Origin of the sequence: Microbulbifer sp. MKSA007 (genome assembly GCA_032615215.1) — a bacterium.
In the GTDB taxonomy this organism is placed as follows: domain Bacteria; phylum Pseudomonadota; class Gammaproteobacteria; order Pseudomonadales; family Cellvibrionaceae; genus Microbulbifer.
In genome coordinates, this window is the sequence record CP128433.1 from 2290982 (window position 1) to 2307821 (window position 16840).

The window sequence follows — 16840 nt, forward strand, 5'->3', positions numbered from 1 at the left end:
GAAATTTTTGTTTGGAGGAACCTGAGGAATGACAGCTTTTTCTAAAACTGTTTTTCTACAGCCTCGTTCAGGCTGTAGAAAAACTAATTTATGTCTTTGCTTTCTTAGATGCGATCAAATATTAACCATAAATGGTGATTCTACGTGAATTCTGATCTAGCTTTCACTGATGAGTAGGCTATTTTTCACGTAGAAGCACAATACGAAAAGAGGGCTGAGTTTTTCTACACCCTCGTTATGAGTCATAAATGAAGCAACTAAAACTACTATCTATTAGCGGCTCGGCATGTGCATTATTTTGCGCAGTCGCGTCACTAGTTTCTACTTCGGTGATTGGAATCGCTTATTGGTCGTTAGTGCTCTCGGGTTGTTCATTGGTTTTCTGGCAGCTCCTGAAATTGACCCCAAAGCTTTTAAAAAGGCGTGGCTGGTTCAGTTGGTTTGTGGCGCCATTGCTGGTGTGCTAGCTGGCTTAGTTTTTAGCTTAGCGGCCAATGATCTCATTTATACTGCAATTATCGGTGGCTTCATCGGATGGTCAGCTAATCTGTGGGTGAAACATGTTACATTGCCATAAAATAACTCATAACAAACTGCTCAATGATCAGCCAAGGAAACCTTGGCTTGGACAGCCACTGCTGCGCAGCGCCTGCCCATTAGCAGGGCGTTAATTGCCGGAGGTGACTCATGGAGCGGTTTACTAACTCAATAAGAAAAAATTTAGAAACAGAGAATTGGTATGGGGCTTTGTTTATGGCTCTAACTATGCCTGATATCTGTGGAAAAATAACATATCCAGAAATAGAACACTCTGGCCCTAGATATAAAGAGTGGTTTAATGCCAACCTATCCCAGATAAATAAATCTAATATTATGGGGAAAGAAGTTGTGTTCTTAACAGCTTCTGATTGCTGGGCATTAAGATGCTCTCTACTTCATGCTGGCACAGACGACATAACCGAACAGAGAGCTCAAGAAGTACTAGAAAAGTTTGAATTCACTACTTTGGGAATGCACCGAATTCACATTAATAATATTCTCACTCTAAACATAAAGGCATTTTGCAATGAAGTTATCCAGGCTGTTGAAGCTTGGTATGAACCCATTGCGGAAACACTTGAAGTAAAAGAAAAAATTGCAAGAATTATTAGCATAAAAACTGAGCCATTCTCACCAATACCAGGAATACAGTTTGAGTAAAACAATTAACAAGTTTGGCAATGCGACCACTAAAAGCGTGGCTTCGCCACAACGCGGCACATTCCAAAAGCGTTAAGTGTATGAGTATGAGGATAGCTTCAATAGTGGCGTTCTTGTTGATGTCTCAGGGGGTTAGTGCTGAGGTATCAGATAAAATTCCATCTTTTGTTGGAATGTGGGTGCAAGCTGTAGTTTTTGGTATGGTCTTTTTGTTTGCCTCATTCAAAAAGCCGTGGTGTGTATTATTGGGTTTGCTGTTTTCATTGTTCTTGGCATCCGGGTTCTATGACATGGCAAATGACAAGTTTATGTATTTGGCTGTTATTAAAGAGCAGGGAGAGCTTTATTTTCTCAATGGCTATGCTTCCTCTTTTACGGTCGGGGTTCTAGCACTCTTGGGCTTAATAATTAATCGGAGCGTTAATGCAAGGAAAAACACTTAACAAAGGTAGGCAAGGTCGCGCTTCGCGCTTGACCTCGTCGCTATCGCTTCTAGGCACTTGCTACCGGCGTTAATTTTCTAAGAGTAGCCATGCCTTACAAGAGTATTATTAGGTCTGTTGTAGTGATTTTTTTAGTCGTTGCTGCTTACTATGTTGGCGAGCATCGGGGGTTCAATCGGGGTGTAGAAATTTCTGCAGTTTTTTCTTCATCGGGAAGGTCAGTAGATGAAGCAAATATGATTGCTCTTCTTCTCGGATATGCGAGGCGGGGGGAAGAAGAAAAAATGTATGAATGGGGCGAAAAGTTCATTGTTCAGAACATGGATACATACAACAGTGTTCAGAGTGTGCTCGCTACAGAGTCTGCGGCAATAAAAGATACAAAGCTCTATGATGTGCTTGATGTAATGGTCAACTCATACCCACACAGTACAACGGAAGATTATATAGAAACATACATTAAGGCGGGCAAGAACTCCTCGGCCAGCCCCGAAAATTAACCAGGCCAGTCAAGCTCGCCCACCCCTTCGGGGTTAGGCTGGACAGCCTATGCTCCGCTTCGGCTGCCCTTGCTGGAAATGTTAAGTGCATGAGAGAATGAAGACATCAGTAGCAATTGTTTTACTTACATTAATTTTGAATGGTTGCGCTACACCGCAAACCTATACCGGAACGGTAACTGATTGCCAAGATAATCCGATTGCTAGAGCAGAAGTAGAAGCATGGGAAAACGAATGGATTCCTTTTCAATTGCCTGGCAAACTTGGAGAAACCAAAACGGATGAAAATGGAACTTTCACATTAAACACAGAAAAAGGGGCGAGCTTCTTCGTTTATTCTGGTAGCAAACTAGTATTTACAAGCCACCCTGGGAAATCGGAGACCAAGTGTGCCAAAAATAGCACTTAACAAATCGTGGCAGCAAGGGCGCCCCGGGACGGCTTACACTTCGTTCCAGTCGCCCCTGCACTCTGCGTTATATGTGAGCAAACATGAATAATAGGTTAGGAACGATTATTGTAGTGGCTTTGGCATTGTTGCTTTCAGCTTGCCGTGCAGGGTACAAAGATATCAGTAGCGAGCCAGAGTATTCTCAATATATTGGCAAGCAATATAAACTAATATCCGATATGGACTATTCCGGGGTTAACTTGTCACGAGGCTATAGCGATGAAATTCATGTTTATATTATTTCATCACGAGATCCTGGCTGGAGTGGTCCAGAGGTAGTAACAAGAGAAACACTGCCTACTGGCTCTGTTGTCATAATATCAAAAGTAGAGGAATGCACAAACTGTTTAACTTTTGGCGCTCCACTCAGGCGTGCACAAGTTGAAATTAAAGGAGTCCCATCTATTAATCTACCAATACAGTTAGACTTTGATCAAATACTATCTGGAAAGCACCTTGAACGAGTTCAATGAAAACATAACCAGTCAAGGTAGCAAGGGTTACTTCGCGCACCGGGATGCACAATCCGCTACGTAGTTTGACGCCCCTGCTTGAAACGTTATTGTGGCGGTCAGTTTTATTGATTTTTCGTGGTAACTAATAGCTTAGTACGGCTAAATAGCAGCCAATATCGAGCAATTTTTACTGGTTGCTATTTAAACAGTTTCGCTCCTAGAGTGTTCGCTCAGGTGCTGTAAAAAGGGGCAGTCCGCTGCAATTTCGCGGATTGCCAGTAAGATAGGAATTGGTTGGGAAAAGTGCGGTATTCTTCCCTCGTAAATATTGGGCAGCGGCCAGCCAAACTATGGCTGGCAAAGTGCTAGTAGTCGGTCCCGAGCGCGCCAGCCATAACCAGGCTAGGCAAGCTCGCCCAATCCCTTCGGGGTTGGGCTGGACAGCCTACGCGCTGCTTCGGCTGCCCTTGCTAGCGGCGTTAACTACAAGACTTACCCACGTTTAGTAGACACCCTGTATAGTTAGGTTTAGGCCTAACACGGAGGTGTATCATGGGTAAGAAAAGAACTCAGGCGTATACGGAGGAGTTCCGTAGAGAAGCAGTTAAGAGAGCGGAAAAGCCTGGAGCAACAACGGCTTCTGTAGCACGAGAGCTAGGTGTCAGTGCACAGCAGATCTACAACTGGCGTCGCCAATTTAATCGACTGTCTGATAAGCAGTTCAATAGTTTAGAGGGTGTCGACTACTCCAAACAGGAAAGCGCTGAAGTTCGCAAGCTCAAGAAGGAACTGCATGAAGCTCGTCAGGAGGTTGAGTTCCTAAAAAAGGCAGCTGCGTACTTTGCGAACCACCAAGAGTAAAGTACGCATTGATACAAGAGCATGTAGGGTCATTCCCGATTAGCTTGATGTGTCGGTGTTTAGAAGTCTCAAGATCGGGTTATTATCGATGGCGGGGGCGACTGCCATCTGCTCGCACGATTAGAAGGATACGAACAATCGAGAAAATCCGAGAGACGTTTTTTGAGTTTAAAGGTCGTTATGGCGCGCCTAGAATTGCTTGCGAGCTTCAAGAGTTAGGTGAGCCATGCTCGCGGAACTACGTCGCTAAGCTTATGCAGCAGGAGCATATTAACGCGAGAAACGGCAAAGGCTTTCGATATAGTCAGCCCGTAGAGGGGAGCATTAACGTCTCCGCCAACTTACTTAAGCGTTGCTTTGATGTGGATCGACCAAATTGCCGCTGGACCAGTGACATTACGTATATCTGGGTTCTGGAGAGGTGGCTATACCTCGCGGTAGTTATGGATCTGTACTCTCGACGTATTGTAGGTTGGGCATTTGACTCGCAGATGACCGATGAATTGACACGTCGAGCATTGAAAATGGCCCTAGAGCGACGACCAATAAAGCCTGGACTGCTAGTTCACTCTGACAGGGGTGTGCAATATCGATCGCAGAAATACCAGGATCTCTTGTCCGAAAGCAAGTGCAAGCCGAGCATGAGTCGCCAGGCTAACTGTTGGGATAATGCGGCAATGGAATCATTCTTTAGCAGGCTAAAAGTCGAGCTGGTCTATGCCAGAACATTCGAAAGCGAAGAGCAAGCAAAATCTGAGGTGTTTGAATACATTGAGATTTTCTACAATAGGGTTCGTAGGCACTCTGCATTGGGCTATGTAAGTCCAGCAGAGTATGAGCGAAAATACGTATAGTTAGAGTGTCTACTTTTTGTGGGCAAGACCACTACCCAAGCACCCCACCATCTTTAGATCAATGAATTATGATAGATCGTGAAAAATTGAAAGAAGAAATACGAAATGCATTTGGAGATGTAGAGTTTCCTCGGCATTGTGGTATTAGGGCGGCAGAACTAATAGATGGGTGGATTGATGATAAAGAATTATTAGCCAATGAAACAAAAGCGAGAGATTTCTGTGGGCATTGGTGGGATGTGCCCGAAGAGCATATAAGTGGACAAAGTTTAGGGTTTAACTACCTAGATGCTGAAGGGGTAGAGTTTTATCTTCCGGCATTTATGGTTCTGGCCATTAATAAGCCGATATATAAAAACTTGTATACATTAGCATATGAGCTTGTTCCAACTGAGGAAATAGAGCTGGATGGTAAAGGATTGTATAAATACTATTGTCTGAAGTATTCTAAAATTATTGGATTAAAAAGAGATATTACAATTAAATTCATGCAGTACTTAGTAGTGGCTCTGCGTGAATGCACTCCCGATGTTCCTGGCTGGGATGGAAGAGAGGTGGAAAAGGCTTTATCGCACGAGTTTTGGAGAGCCAGTAGTTAACAAGGTGTTCAAGTTCGCTCCGGTTGCAAAAGGCGCAACCTCCACGGGACAAGCTACACTACGTTTCGCTTGCTCCTTAACACAGCATTAACTGTACTTATGGATCAGGATATAAAGTCACAATTGAGAATAATCTTTAGAAAATCGGAAGAGGTTTTTGGTGCAGAAAATTCGCTAGGCACCCCAGACTTACTCCCTTTTTGTAACTCTATTTTAGAGCTTTACAAAGCTGCTAGTGATATGCACATGGAGTTTGAGGAAGCATTTATTGAAGACTTTGATATCCACAAAGAGTGTACTTGGGAGTTAGCCCAGGTTTGCATGTATCATTTACGGCTGCCAAAGTATAAGACACATTTAGAAAAGCGCTTGAAAGAGGCCCGTAGTGCCCCTGACTGGAGGGCGATTCCTGTTATCGAACACATCTTGAATGCGTATGAAGATCCTTGGAAGGATAAAGAGATGTTTTATGATACAAACAGTTAACAAGGCTATCAAAAAACGGTCACTTTGTGGCCTGATTGTTCGAGCCAAGGCTAATCGTAGTTTAGAGATCGAAGGAGAAAATACGACTTTACTTTGGGACTATTTGTTCAAACAGAAGTCCATCGGAAAATACTCAGTCGGTATCTCCAAAAGAAATGGAGAGCCAGAAAGGGGAGCTAAGGTCAGTGTATCCATCGCAGAAGTAAGATTAGCGGGAAAAGGAAAATAAAAACGACCTCTTTCTATCTACGCAGTTTTTGCTAAGGAAATTAAGCCCACCAGAAGGCAAAAAAGATATTGAATGGATGCTGCTGACCGACCTTGCAGTTGAGGACTTTAAGCAAGCGAGGATCATCATTGAGTGGTATCGAAGTCGATGGGAAATTGAAACCTATTTTAGAGTGGTGAAAGGCGGATGCCAGATAGAACGTAGTCGCTTTAGAACCGAGCAGCGAATGCTGAACTGTATAGCAATCTATATGATTATCGGGTGGCGTCTACAATCCATGACAACACGAGCACGAACGCTTCCTGATACATCGTGTACGAAAGTCCACTCTGAAAAAGAGTGGCGTATGATATGGATAATGTAAGCTAAAACCTCCCCACCAAATGAAACTTCAAGTATGAGAGATATAACTCGTATGTTGGCAGGACTTGGAGGCTTTCTGAGGCGGAGCGGCGATGGTGAGCCTGGAGTTAAAACCGTTTGGCAGGAGTAAACTAAGCTTCTCCATTATATGGAGGCAGCGGAGGCTTTAAATGGACTTGAATGATGTGTATAAAACACAGGCACGGCGCTATCAAAAATATAAAGTCTCCTTATTAGTACTCTGACCAGTTAGTAACTTATTTCTACTGATTTCACCTTCATTTCACCTTTCCTTCTTTAAAGTGCTACTCAACCAGTTATTTAAAGAAATTAACTATGTCGAGTAGCATTCACTTAAAGCAAATTGACCATTATTTTACCTTGGATAAACAACAGGTCAGCCTGTTTGAGGGTTTAAATGTTGAACTGCACAGTGGCCATTCTTACGCCATTGTGGGTCCCTCTGGAGTAGGCAAATCAAGCTTATTACTGTTAATGGCGGGCCTTGAGCGTCCGGTTTCTGGCGAAGTGCAATTTCAGAAAAACGGTGAGCCACAATTATTAAAGAACCTGCGTCAAAACTCAGGTTTTATTTTTCAGCAGTTTCATTTGTTACCCGAACTTGATGCCTTAAACAACGTCGCACTGCCTTTAAAACTAAAAGGTGACAAGCACGCATTATCCACAGCTGAATTATGGCTCGATAAGGTAGGGTTATCTGAGCGAATGTATCATAAACCACAGCAACTGAGTGGTGGTGAGCAACAACGGGTGGCCATTGCCCGTGCTTTTGTAATGCAGCCGCAATTTATTTTTGCCGATGAGCCTACGGGCAACCTAGATGAGAATACCGCGCAGCATGTCGCGCAATTGATGTTTGATTTCTGTCAGCAAAACGGCGTAGGGCTGGTACTGGTCACTCACTCGATGGAATTAGCGCAGCAGGCCGATACCTTACTGCAATTGAGCCGAGGCAAATTAGCGGTCAAGGCGCGCAACAAAGCTGCGGTTATGGCGGGCCCATTATGCTGATTTTATTAGTGTGGCAGTTATTCCGCCAGCAATATCACCAAGCGGATGTGCGCTTAATTCGCTGGACCCAAGCAACTTTGATGTTTTTCATTTTAACGCTCAGCTTAACCAGCAGTTCTATTCAAACTTATTTAGCCAATAATTTGCAGCAAATGCTCGGTAGCGATTTGGTGATTTCTCAGAATCAAGCACTAACCGATGCACAACTAAGCAAGTTGCACCAGTATGCGCGGCAGTTGAGTGTGAGCCAGCTGGTGAATGTAACCTTGACCAATGATCACCATTGGCAAGCGGTTCAATTAAAAGCAGTGGATGATCTTTATCCAGTGCAAGGCACAGTGCAAGTGGCATTTGAGGCGGATGGACAAGGACAACCCCTGAGCCATGGGCCTAAATCCGGTGAAATCTGGGTCGATAGCCGATTGTTTGCTTCGCTGCAGCTCACCCTTGGCCAATCCTTAGACATCGGACACGGACAATTGAAGCTCACAGGTTTGGTGCAACACGAACCCGACCGTCTGCTCGAAGGCCATTCCGTAGCGATGCGTGCATTGGTGCACCTGGATGATCTTTCACTGATACAAGCAGACAATGCCCGCTTTCGCTATTTACTTACGGGGGATGAAAGCGAACTGAACACCCTCAAACAGTGGGCCACTACTGAGCTAGTGACTGCACAGTTTTATGATAAATACAGTGGCCATCCGCTGGCGATGTTTTGGCAACGGGTTGAGAATTTTGTGGGTTTAGCATCGGTACTGTTGTTTTTGATGGCTGCCATTGCTATCGACCAAGCCGGTCGACGTCAGTTGTTATCCCAGCACCGCTTTGCTGCGGTGTGTTTAGCCATGGGCAGCAATAAACCCCAAGTGTTTGCTTTATCATTTGGTCAATGGCTACTAACAGTCATTGCAGGTCTAATTCCGGCAACCGCCTTGGCATGGGGGGCGGAATACCTAATTTTGCAGCAAATGCAGATACAGTTTACGGACCTATCCGCCACCCGGGTATGGACGGATTTATTCAACAGTTACATGCTGTTATTAGCCCTATTGGCGATTTTCCAAATTCCCAATTGGCTAGTGATGGCCAAAGTAACCCCGGCGCAGTTGATTCGCCAAATGGCGAGTCCGAATCACCTATTGCCACGATATGGATTTGCGTTAATCGGTGTGGCTGTGGTGGCCTTTGTTTACTCCGATAACGGTCTGCTCACGGCCATGACTCTATCCGCTATGGCGGCCACCTTGATGTTGATGGTGGTATTGACTTGGTTGGTATTGAGGTTGGGCTATACGGTGACGAGCCGTACAACGGGCATCATGGCTTTTGGTTTTTATATGATGAAACAGCGTTTGCTCAGCAAATCCATTCAAATTCTGGGTGTTGGCATGTGTGCCACTTTGTTGCTGTTCACCTTAAGTTTGATGAAGGACATTGGTCAAACCATGGAAGGCTATACCCGCGAGCACGATGGTAATCTGATGATCACCCAGGCCAATGAACAACAGGTGCAAGACATACGCCAATGGAGTGCGCAAACTGGCAGTGAGATTCGCCAATTAAAGCCATTTTGGTACGGGCAGTTAAGTCATATCAATGGTCAGTCCTTGGTGGAATTAACCACCGGCCCCAGCGAAAGTTTGGCTAGCTTACAGAAGCCTATCCGCTTGCATTTCAGTATTAAGTAAGCAAACAACAACCAAACCGTGATTGGCCAACGCTGGCAAGATCGGGATGCTGACTGGCAACAAGTATCGGTGGAGCAAGAAGTTATGACTGATATGGGGTTGAAGCTCGGCGACCAATTGCGGTTTGAAGTTGCGGGGCAATCTTTGAACTTTGAAATCAAAGCTAGTCATAAATATGTACCAGGCAAAGGTTCCATCACCTTTTGGTTTAATGTGCCGCAAAGCACCATGAACCAGCTTCAAATATCGCCTCTTTATATGGGTAGCCTTGAGCTTGTTGACACTGCTTGGGTGCAGTTGGCAGAGCTTTGGCTGCGTCATCCAACTTTGCGGTTAATATCGGTGCGCGAATTAACGCAACGCTTTGATGATACTTTGTCGATGGTCATTAAGTTGGTATCTGGATTTAGTTTGATGATTATTGTGCTGGCACTGTTGGTGATCAGTGCATCGGTCAAAGGCTATGAAGCTGATGAGTGTAAAAAGAATGCCTTACTGATCAGCTTTGGTCAATCACGCCTTGCGTGCTGTAAACTAAGCCTGTTTGAGTGGTTGCTGACTTCTTTAATTGCTAGCGTGGGTGCCATTTTAGGTACTTACCTTATGGCTCAATTGATTTATCAGTCTCAATTTGGCATCAATTATAAGCCTGATTGGTTATGGATCATCGCTACTTTACTCGTCAGTGCATTGGTGGTGTGCAGCGCTGGTATGATAGCCAATCGCAGCAGTTTAAAGTTTTCCGTTGGAACCTTGTTAAGGAACACAGGGTGAATAACATTTCAATTTAGTTGGTGGAAGACCAACAGGATTTGGCCATTAATGTCACAGAATATTTTGAGCCAAAAGGTCCGTCGGTAGATTGTGCGAACTGTCTCAGGGGATGACATGAACTTTGATCATCCGGGGGGCAGCATGGTCTTCTGAACAATACAGGCGAAGATATAGAGTTGCTTAACGATGGAGGTTGCATATTAATGGTATGTAAATTGTAAAAATGTGTGTTGCGATACCTATAAAGAGTGCTCCATGCCTCTGGGCGCACTGTGTTCGGCATAGTGTGCATCGCCGTTTACGGTGATATTAGTGAGTAAAAAATGTGAAGATAATTATCGCTATAGTTAAATCTGCACATGATTTTAGTATTTACTAAGAAAATTATTCATGAAAAAGAGCCTTGATCAGCTAATAGATAATAGAGAAGACTGGCGAACAATAGCATTTGCTTTTTACTCCCTGGTTCACAATGACCCAAGTGATTGGGATAAGCTTTCAGACGAATTGAAAAATAGTGAAATAGGCAATATTGTCAGAAATATATAGATACTAAAGATGCTCAGTACCTAATGGGGGCAGGTAAGATGCTTGCAGGTAAAAATTGGTACACAGCTCTTGGAAGAGCATTTTAAATGTTTGTTATTTTAAGTTGGTATAAAAGTTGTGGTGTGTCAAAAAGATGTTAAGTATTGCAAATTAGAGTGAAATTATTTTTCCTAGATTTAACGCTGCTCGCACTCGAAAGATAATATTTCTTGATAAAGCTGAATCCAATCCACTGTTGGTTGGCTTATTTCTGGAAATTGCAATAAGCGATTATTCCAGAGCCTTTCAGATGTGTATGCAGTTTATGGCTTCGTTTAACAGTACATTGTGCTGCCAGGGATGGCACTAAAGTATGAGGCTGTCGTTCATAAAGCTCTTCTCGCTAATTATCTTTACTCCCTTTGAGGGGATGGTTTGTTGTTCAGATCGACTCAGTGTGTTTTTTCAAGAAATGTCAGGTAAGTGCCTGTAATGTCCTAGTGAATACAATTCTAGTAGAATAAAATCAAATAGCTGGTGCTGTTATATATGGCAATGATGGCAGTTCCACGCTATCCGTATTTGGGTTAAGTGGGCTTTAATTATTTGGGGCTCATAAAATAAGACAAATAAATCCGATATCAGCAGAAAGTGTAATTTAGGTAATTGAATGGAAATGTGTTGGATTTATAGTATTAAGTACTGCCGCATTAGTACTTTTATCACTATCTGTGTTGGGCTGGCTCGTGTTTATAGGAAATATATGCTGGGATGACGCCCCTTTTAATCCAAAAAATATTCGCTAAGGTGTAACTTTTTTGACTTTGCAGTTTGTTAAAAGAAAAAATGGATTGTTGTCTTTTTAAAAGGGCTTGCCAATAATTTGAATCTCAAAAAATTACTGTTTCTGTGAGCTGGTATCTTTACAAGTAATTACTTTGCAAGTAATTTCATTAGCTTGCCTTAATTGTTGGTTTTGAATTTTAGATTCTGATAATACAAGTGCTGTCGGCACTAAAAGAATGTCAGGAATTATGGTCATTTACAATTGAAATGGGGGAGAGAACAGTCTGTTTTAAAGTGTTTTTAGGTGTTTATCATTAGAAAGTGATCGGTAGTTAGAATGCTACATTGGTCACATGGATATAGCAAAAAGGAAAATCCAATGCTAAAAGATGTAACTTATAAAAAAGCTTTAAAAAGTATTATAGGATTAGTATTTGTGTCAGCAAGCTGGCAAGCGCAGGCCATCAGTTGTCCTCAGTTAGAGGACGTTTCATTGCCTCCAAAATGTAGCTCTGAAGAGCTAGGAACTTGTAATGTTGCGGTACAAAATATAATCCCAGCTGCAGCCTGTGCAATCTTCGAAGTGTCTCCGGCTGCAAATGATGCGACGTTGGTACTCCGTTTTACAACGCTAATCACTAACTCCTGGTTTGATGCAACAGCACCTTATCATCCGACAGCAAAGGGCGTTTACTCAGATATTAGTCGAATGACAGAGCCGACAGATAATACTGAGTTAAATATTGCATTGACCTATGCTTCCCACAAAGTACTAAGTGGTTTATTTCCCCATTTGGTATCTGAATGGGATGATATGCTAATTGAGCTAGGGTTAGATCCTGAAAATATTTCAGAAGATACGACGACACCAATTGGTATAGGAAATTATGCTGGCAGAAAAGTTCTGGAAGGACGTGTCAATGATGGGATGAATCAGTTAGGTAATGAAGGTAACCAGCTTTATCATCGCTTGCCTTATGCCGATTATACCGACTTTAAACCTGCTAATTCTGCCTACAAGCTGCGTTTTCCATCAAAATGGCAGCCGGCAGTTTTAATGGAGCGACCAGGCGTATTTCGGGTTCAGCAGTTCGTAACTCCTCAAATTGCATTGACTACGCCCTACAGCTACGAATCTCCTGATGAGTTCACTTCGCCGATACCAATTAAATCCAAAATTTGGAACTACCCCAGTTACGTAGCGCAAGTAAATGATGTATTGGCGACATCAGCGAATTTAACTGATGAGCAGAAGATGAAAGCTGAGTTATTTGATATGAAGATATTCAGCTTAGGCTTCGCTGCCGTTTTTGCATCTGAATCTCAAGCTTTATCCCTGATGGATTTCATACACTATGACTTCCTGACTAATATGGCAGCTTTTGATACTGCTATTGCTATCTGGAAGGAAAAGCGTCGCCATAACTCAGTAAGACCTTTTTCTGCTGTTCGATATATTTATAAGGATGAACCTGTAACGGCTTGGGGTGGTGCTGGAAAGGGAACCGTGGATGATTTACCCGCCAGTCAGTGGACTAGCTATCTGCCTGTAGCTGATCATCCCGAGTACCCCTCCGCATCAGCTAGCTTTTGTGCTGCGCATGCCGAGACAAGCCGCTTGTTTTTACCTCAAGGCGATACTTTGGGATATTCTGTAACTGCTCTGTCTGGCAGCTCTCAGATTGAACCTGGTGTAACACCACAAACTGACTTGAATCTATATTTCCCTACCTGGACTTCATTTGAAGAGGACTGTGGTAATAGTCGTGTATGGGGAGGTGTACACTTTGAGCCTTCAGTACCTGCAGGGCAGGCGGTAGGTCATCAAGTGGCACATCGTGCTTTTCAGTTTTACCTCTCAAAATTAGAAGGTAACTAAGAGAGATGACGTGGGGCAGAAGAATCACTAATTGATAAGCTCGGATCCAATTAGTATCTTCTGCCTCATTTATAAGTTAGATGTTTCTATTCTGGGACCTCTGTTCATCTATGTTTAAAATGTGAGCTAAGTTGTCATTAGATAATCTTTTATCTCGATACTTGGGAAATCTAGAGTGGCTTTCGATCACAAGAAATGTGAACCTAAGAACCCGATAATAAGTTCACTCAAGTGACTGAAAAGGCCATATAGATAATGCAGCCTATTGTACCATAAGTTAAGAAGTGAAATACTTGACAATGATTTTTGACAGAGGAGCCTGAATCTCAGTAGGGAACAATATCCCGTTGATGTATTTCTGCAGTTTTTAGATGTTTTACAGGGCTTAACTTTAATTAAAATATAATTCGGTCCTGTTTCTCTTATGCTAATTACTTTACTTATAATAATTGGATTGTTATTGCCTGCAGTATGGCAGGTATTGTTAGGATAATTGTGATGAAGCGAATCCCTGAACCCTTCCGTATAAAAATGGTTGAGCCGATCAAGATGACAACCTATAAAGATAGGGAGGTTGCACTCAATAAGGCTGGATTAAATCCGTTTTTACTGCGCAGTGATGATGTCTATATTGACCTATTGACAGATTCAGGTACTGGTGCAATGAGTGATAATCAATGGGCGGGTTTGATGCTTGGTGATGAGTCCTATGCCGGTAGCCGAAACTACTACAATTTGTGCAATGCAGTAGAGCATTTTTTCGGGTATAAATTGGTTGTTCCTACACATCAGGGGCGTGGAGCAGAACAAATTTTGTTTCCTGCGCTGATTGAGCGTATGCGTCAAGTGCGTGGAGGGACGGAGCCTGTATTTATTTCAAATTATCATTTTGATACTACTGCAGGGCATATAGAGTTAAATGGCGGAAAAGCAATTAATGTGGTGGATAAACGTGCTTTTGATACCACGACAGCATACGACTGGAAAGGTAACTTTGATTTACAACGCCTGGTTGCCACTATTGAGGAGCACGGAAGCCACAATGTCTGTGCGATTATAACTACTGTGACCTGTAACAGTTCTGGTGGTCAGCCTGTGTCCATGAAAAATATGCAGGCAGTTTATGAAATTGCTACTAAGTATGATATCCCAGTGGTAATTGATTCGGCTCGATATTGCGAGAATGCTTACTTTATAAAGCAAAGGGAAGAGGGGTATCAAGAGAAATCGATTTTAGAAATTATTCGCGAGATGTATCAATATGGGGACATGTTGACAATGTCCGCAAAAAAAGACCCTATGGTAAATATTGGTGGCCTTTGCTGTATTCGAAACAATGAGGAACTGTTTCAAGCCGTACAAACCCGCTGCGTCCCTATGGAGGGTTTTGTGACCTACGGAGGGATGGCTGGTCGCGATATGGAAGCGCTGGCCCGGGGGCTCTATGAGGCTGCCGATGAGAGCTATTTGAGCTACCGAATTGGCCAAGTGGCCTATCTGGGAGAGCGATTGAGATCTGCTGGAGTACCCATTCAATATCCCACAGGTGGGCATGCAGTTTTTGTAGATGCATCGAAGATTCTTCCCCATATTCCATCAGAGCAGTTTCCGGCACAGGTGTTAACCAATGCGCTGTATCTAGAAGCGGGAATCAGGGCTGTGGAAATTGGCTCTTTACTTCTTGGGCGGGACCCGGATACCGGTGAACAAAAGAAAGCAGATCTAGAATTAATGCGGCTTACTATTCCACGTAGAGTCTATACAAATGATCATATGGATTATGTAGCAGATGCGATTATCGAACTTTGCTCGCGGGCCAATGAATTGCGGGGGCTAGCTTTCGAGTATGAGCCACAAGTTCTACGACATTTTACTGCCAGATTTACAGAGATTTGAGCTATAATTAACTATTTTTTCTATTATAGTAAAACCATTCTTTAGTATATTTTACAACTAAAATAAGGTGGATACATTGGATGTTTGTATCCACCTTATTTTTTCTAGAAATTATCTTGCTGCCTTACCTGGTTCCAGCTGGCCCCTAAGTCGGTCGACTCATAGAAATCACCATTGGCACCATCGCAGGAAACTAATAAACGATCGGCAACCAGAGGAACTATAGAGGTGCAGTAATCTGTAGGTGGTTTATTGTCTGTAGATATCCAGCTTTTTCCGCCATCCGTTGTTGTTAAGATTCTGTTTTCTGTTTCACGATCCCTACCAGAAAAGTTACTTTGTGAAAAACCAACAATCGCAACGGCTTCATTGTCAGTTGAGAACCAGGGAACGGATCGAAATGTGAAATTTCTATTTATACAGCGATTTCTGGAAGATTTACTTTCTTTACATTCTTTAATGTACGTAGTTATTTTATCCTGGTTGCCATTTTTATCAATTTTGTAATAGGTTGGCTTTCCTGTCCAGGACCAGAAGCCAGCTTCCTCGACACCTAACTGAACTGCGCCTGCGTCAATAATTGCATTTAGGTCAAAATCATCTACTGTTTTTTCGATCATCCAACTTTCAGGATCATAGATGAAGATTTCGCTATTGATTGGCGAAAATATAATACTTCCATACGTTGATTGCTCACGGACAGTTATGTAATTCTGGCCGTTGAATTCAAAAATAGTTGTATTGTATATATGTTGGTCACTCTTGGTGTGGGCTTTCATTTCCCCTATTTTTACTTCCGCAATATGCTTCCATCCTTGACCTGATCTTGAGGAGTATTGATTCAAAAGTTTCCACTTTACTTGTGAATTTGCTACTACTCCCCTATAAATATTCACTTCAAAGTCGCGAGTAACTAGAAGTTCTATCTCTCCTGTATCTAGAAGTTTCAGGTTTTCAATGTGAGTATTATGCTCCAATGATATGTCTAGCCAGTCCCCTTTAGCAGAGCGCCAGAATAGGGCGCCTTCACTCCCCCCGACTACTAGATCACCATGATTGTTTTGTGCGATAGCCGTTAATTCATGATTGGTGTCAACAGCATCAAGCTCCCAGTCCCCGTCGGGAGTACGTTTCATAAACACGCCGACCTTTCCAAGAAAGTAGATGGAATTATCAGGAGAAATATACTCTTCGCTGTATGTCAGGGGGTTCTGTGCAATGGATATATAAGCTGACTCTCGCTCTTCATCATTTTCATCGATATGCCACCCGTTGATTGATTGAGGATCGTATTTTATGAATGGAAAGTGCTTTGCAATTACCTCTCCTTCTTTTGATTCAGGCGCGCGAATCAAAAGGTCAAGGTATCTATCACCTTGTGGCTTTGGATAATAGATCAAAGTACCAAGATCAGTGACCTCACCCTGCGTAACTGAAAAGGTCCCCAGCTTCTCATCTGCACTTACGAAACGGCTGTACCATCCATTACCGTTTGAATAGAACGCCCGAATGCTACTAATAGAGTAATTCCCTGGTTTGACAGAAGAGGCAAATACCGTTGTACCATTTAGCTTTGGTCGATCCGCAAGGAGACGTTCCGGTTTTATGGATTTAGACTCGTTCAAGTTTTCCGGGTTAATTGTGAGTTGATTAAACGGCAGGGCAACTCCAGAGGCGTTAATGATTCGAGCGACAACAATTCCATCTTGTTCGCTAATAGGGGCGTCTTCTTTCAATGTTGTTAGCATATTAACTTGCCCCGCACAACCTTGTAGAAATAATAAACAGACCGCTAAAAGAAGTGGGCAAGACT

General features: G+C 42.9%; 18 protein-coding genes. 17 read left to right on the forward strand and 1 reads right to left on the reverse strand.

What is annotated here, in order from left to right; genetic code table 11:
• Positions 1-346: 346 nt before the first annotated feature.
• The 17 genes from QT397_13115 (at position 347) to QT397_13195 (ending at position 15027) form a co-directional block, all read left to right on the forward strand.
• Entirely contained in the window at positions 347-577 is a 231-nt protein-coding gene (locus QT397_13115) for a hypothetical protein (protein WNZ58230.1), read from the forward strand.
• Positions 578-687: 110 nt separating this feature from the next.
• Positions 688-1200 carry a hypothetical protein gene (locus tag QT397_13120; protein WNZ58231.1) on the forward strand — a complete coding sequence of 171 codons (513 nt, stop codon included), beginning with the start codon at positions 688-690 and terminating at the stop codon, positions 1198-1200.
• Between the two features lie 119 nt (positions 1201-1319).
• Positions 1320-1643, forward strand: coding sequence for a hypothetical protein (locus tag QT397_13125; protein WNZ58232.1), 324 nt, complete (start codon positions 1320-1322; stop codon positions 1641-1643).
• Positions 1644-1732: 89 nt separating this feature from the next.
• Positions 1733-2143 (forward strand): hypothetical protein, encoded by a 411-nt coding sequence (locus QT397_13130; GenBank protein ID WNZ58233.1) that lies wholly within the window; start codon positions 1733-1735, stop codon positions 2141-2143.
• Between the two features lie 97 nt (positions 2144-2240).
• A complete protein-coding gene (locus QT397_13135; protein ID WNZ58234.1) occupies positions 2241-2552 on the forward strand; it encodes a hypothetical protein in 312 nt (103 codons plus the stop codon).
• Positions 2553-2635: 83 nt separating this feature from the next.
• Complete coding sequence (locus QT397_13140; protein ID WNZ58235.1) at positions 2636-3067, forward strand: hypothetical protein; 432 nt, start codon at positions 2636-2638, stop codon at positions 3065-3067.
• Positions 3068-3601: 534 nt separating this feature from the next.
• Positions 3602-3910, forward strand: coding sequence for a transposase (locus tag QT397_13145; protein WNZ58236.1), 309 nt, complete (start codon positions 3602-3604; stop codon positions 3908-3910).
• 8 nt (positions 3911-3918) lie between these two features.
• A complete protein-coding gene (locus QT397_13150; protein WNZ58237.1) occupies positions 3919-4764 on the forward strand; it encodes an IS3 family transposase in 846 nt (281 codons plus the stop codon).
• A 68-nt stretch (positions 4765-4832) separates the two neighbouring features.
• The gene (locus QT397_13155; GenBank protein ID WNZ58238.1) at positions 4833-5363 is read left to right on the forward strand and encodes a hypothetical protein; all 531 of its coding nucleotides are present in this window, start codon (positions 4833-4835) and stop codon (positions 5361-5363) included.
• Positions 5364-5462: 99 nt separating this feature from the next.
• Positions 5463-5849, forward strand: a complete 387-nt coding sequence (locus tag QT397_13160; GenBank protein ID WNZ58239.1) for a hypothetical protein — start codon at positions 5463-5465, stop codon at positions 5847-5849.
• Positions 5833-6078 (forward strand): hypothetical protein, encoded by a 246-nt coding sequence (locus QT397_13165; GenBank protein WNZ58240.1) that lies wholly within the window; start codon positions 5833-5835, stop codon positions 6076-6078. The genes QT397_13160 and QT397_13165 overlap by 17 nt, the downstream gene beginning before the upstream one ends.
• Before the next feature lie 699 nt (positions 6079-6777).
• Entirely contained in the window at positions 6778-7473 is a 696-nt protein-coding gene (locus QT397_13170) for an ABC transporter ATP-binding protein (GenBank protein ID WNZ58241.1), read from the forward strand.
• Positions 7467-9164 carry a hypothetical protein gene (locus QT397_13175; protein ID WNZ58242.1) on the forward strand — a complete coding sequence of 566 codons (1698 nt, stop codon included), beginning with the start codon at positions 7467-7469 and terminating at the stop codon, positions 9162-9164. The genes QT397_13170 and QT397_13175 overlap by 7 nt, the downstream gene beginning before the upstream one ends.
• A gap of 18 nt (positions 9165-9182) precedes the next feature.
• Positions 9183-9938, forward strand: coding sequence for a hypothetical protein (locus QT397_13180; protein WNZ58243.1), 756 nt, complete (start codon positions 9183-9185; stop codon positions 9936-9938).
• Between the two features lie 390 nt (positions 9939-10328).
• A complete protein-coding gene (locus QT397_13185) occupies positions 10329-10487 on the forward strand; it encodes a hypothetical protein (protein WNZ58244.1) in 159 nt (52 codons plus the stop codon).
• A gap of 1144 nt (positions 10488-11631) precedes the next feature.
• On the forward strand, positions 11632-13131 hold the full coding sequence (locus tag QT397_13190; GenBank protein ID WNZ58245.1) for a vanadium-dependent haloperoxidase: 1500 nt from the start codon (positions 11632-11634) through the stop codon (positions 13129-13131).
• Positions 13132-13629: 498 nt separating this feature from the next.
• A complete protein-coding gene (locus QT397_13195) occupies positions 13630-15027 on the forward strand; it encodes a tryptophanase (GenBank protein ID WNZ58246.1) in 1398 nt (465 codons plus the stop codon).
• Positions 15028-15131: 104 nt separating this feature from the next.
• Here QT397_13195 and QT397_13200 read toward each other — a convergent pair whose 3' ends face one another.
• Positions 15132-16775 carry a hypothetical protein gene (locus QT397_13200; GenBank protein ID WNZ58247.1) on the reverse strand — a complete coding sequence of 548 codons (1644 nt, stop codon included), beginning with the start codon at positions 16773-16775 and terminating at the stop codon, positions 15132-15134.
• Positions 16776-16840: the final 65 nt, after the last annotated feature.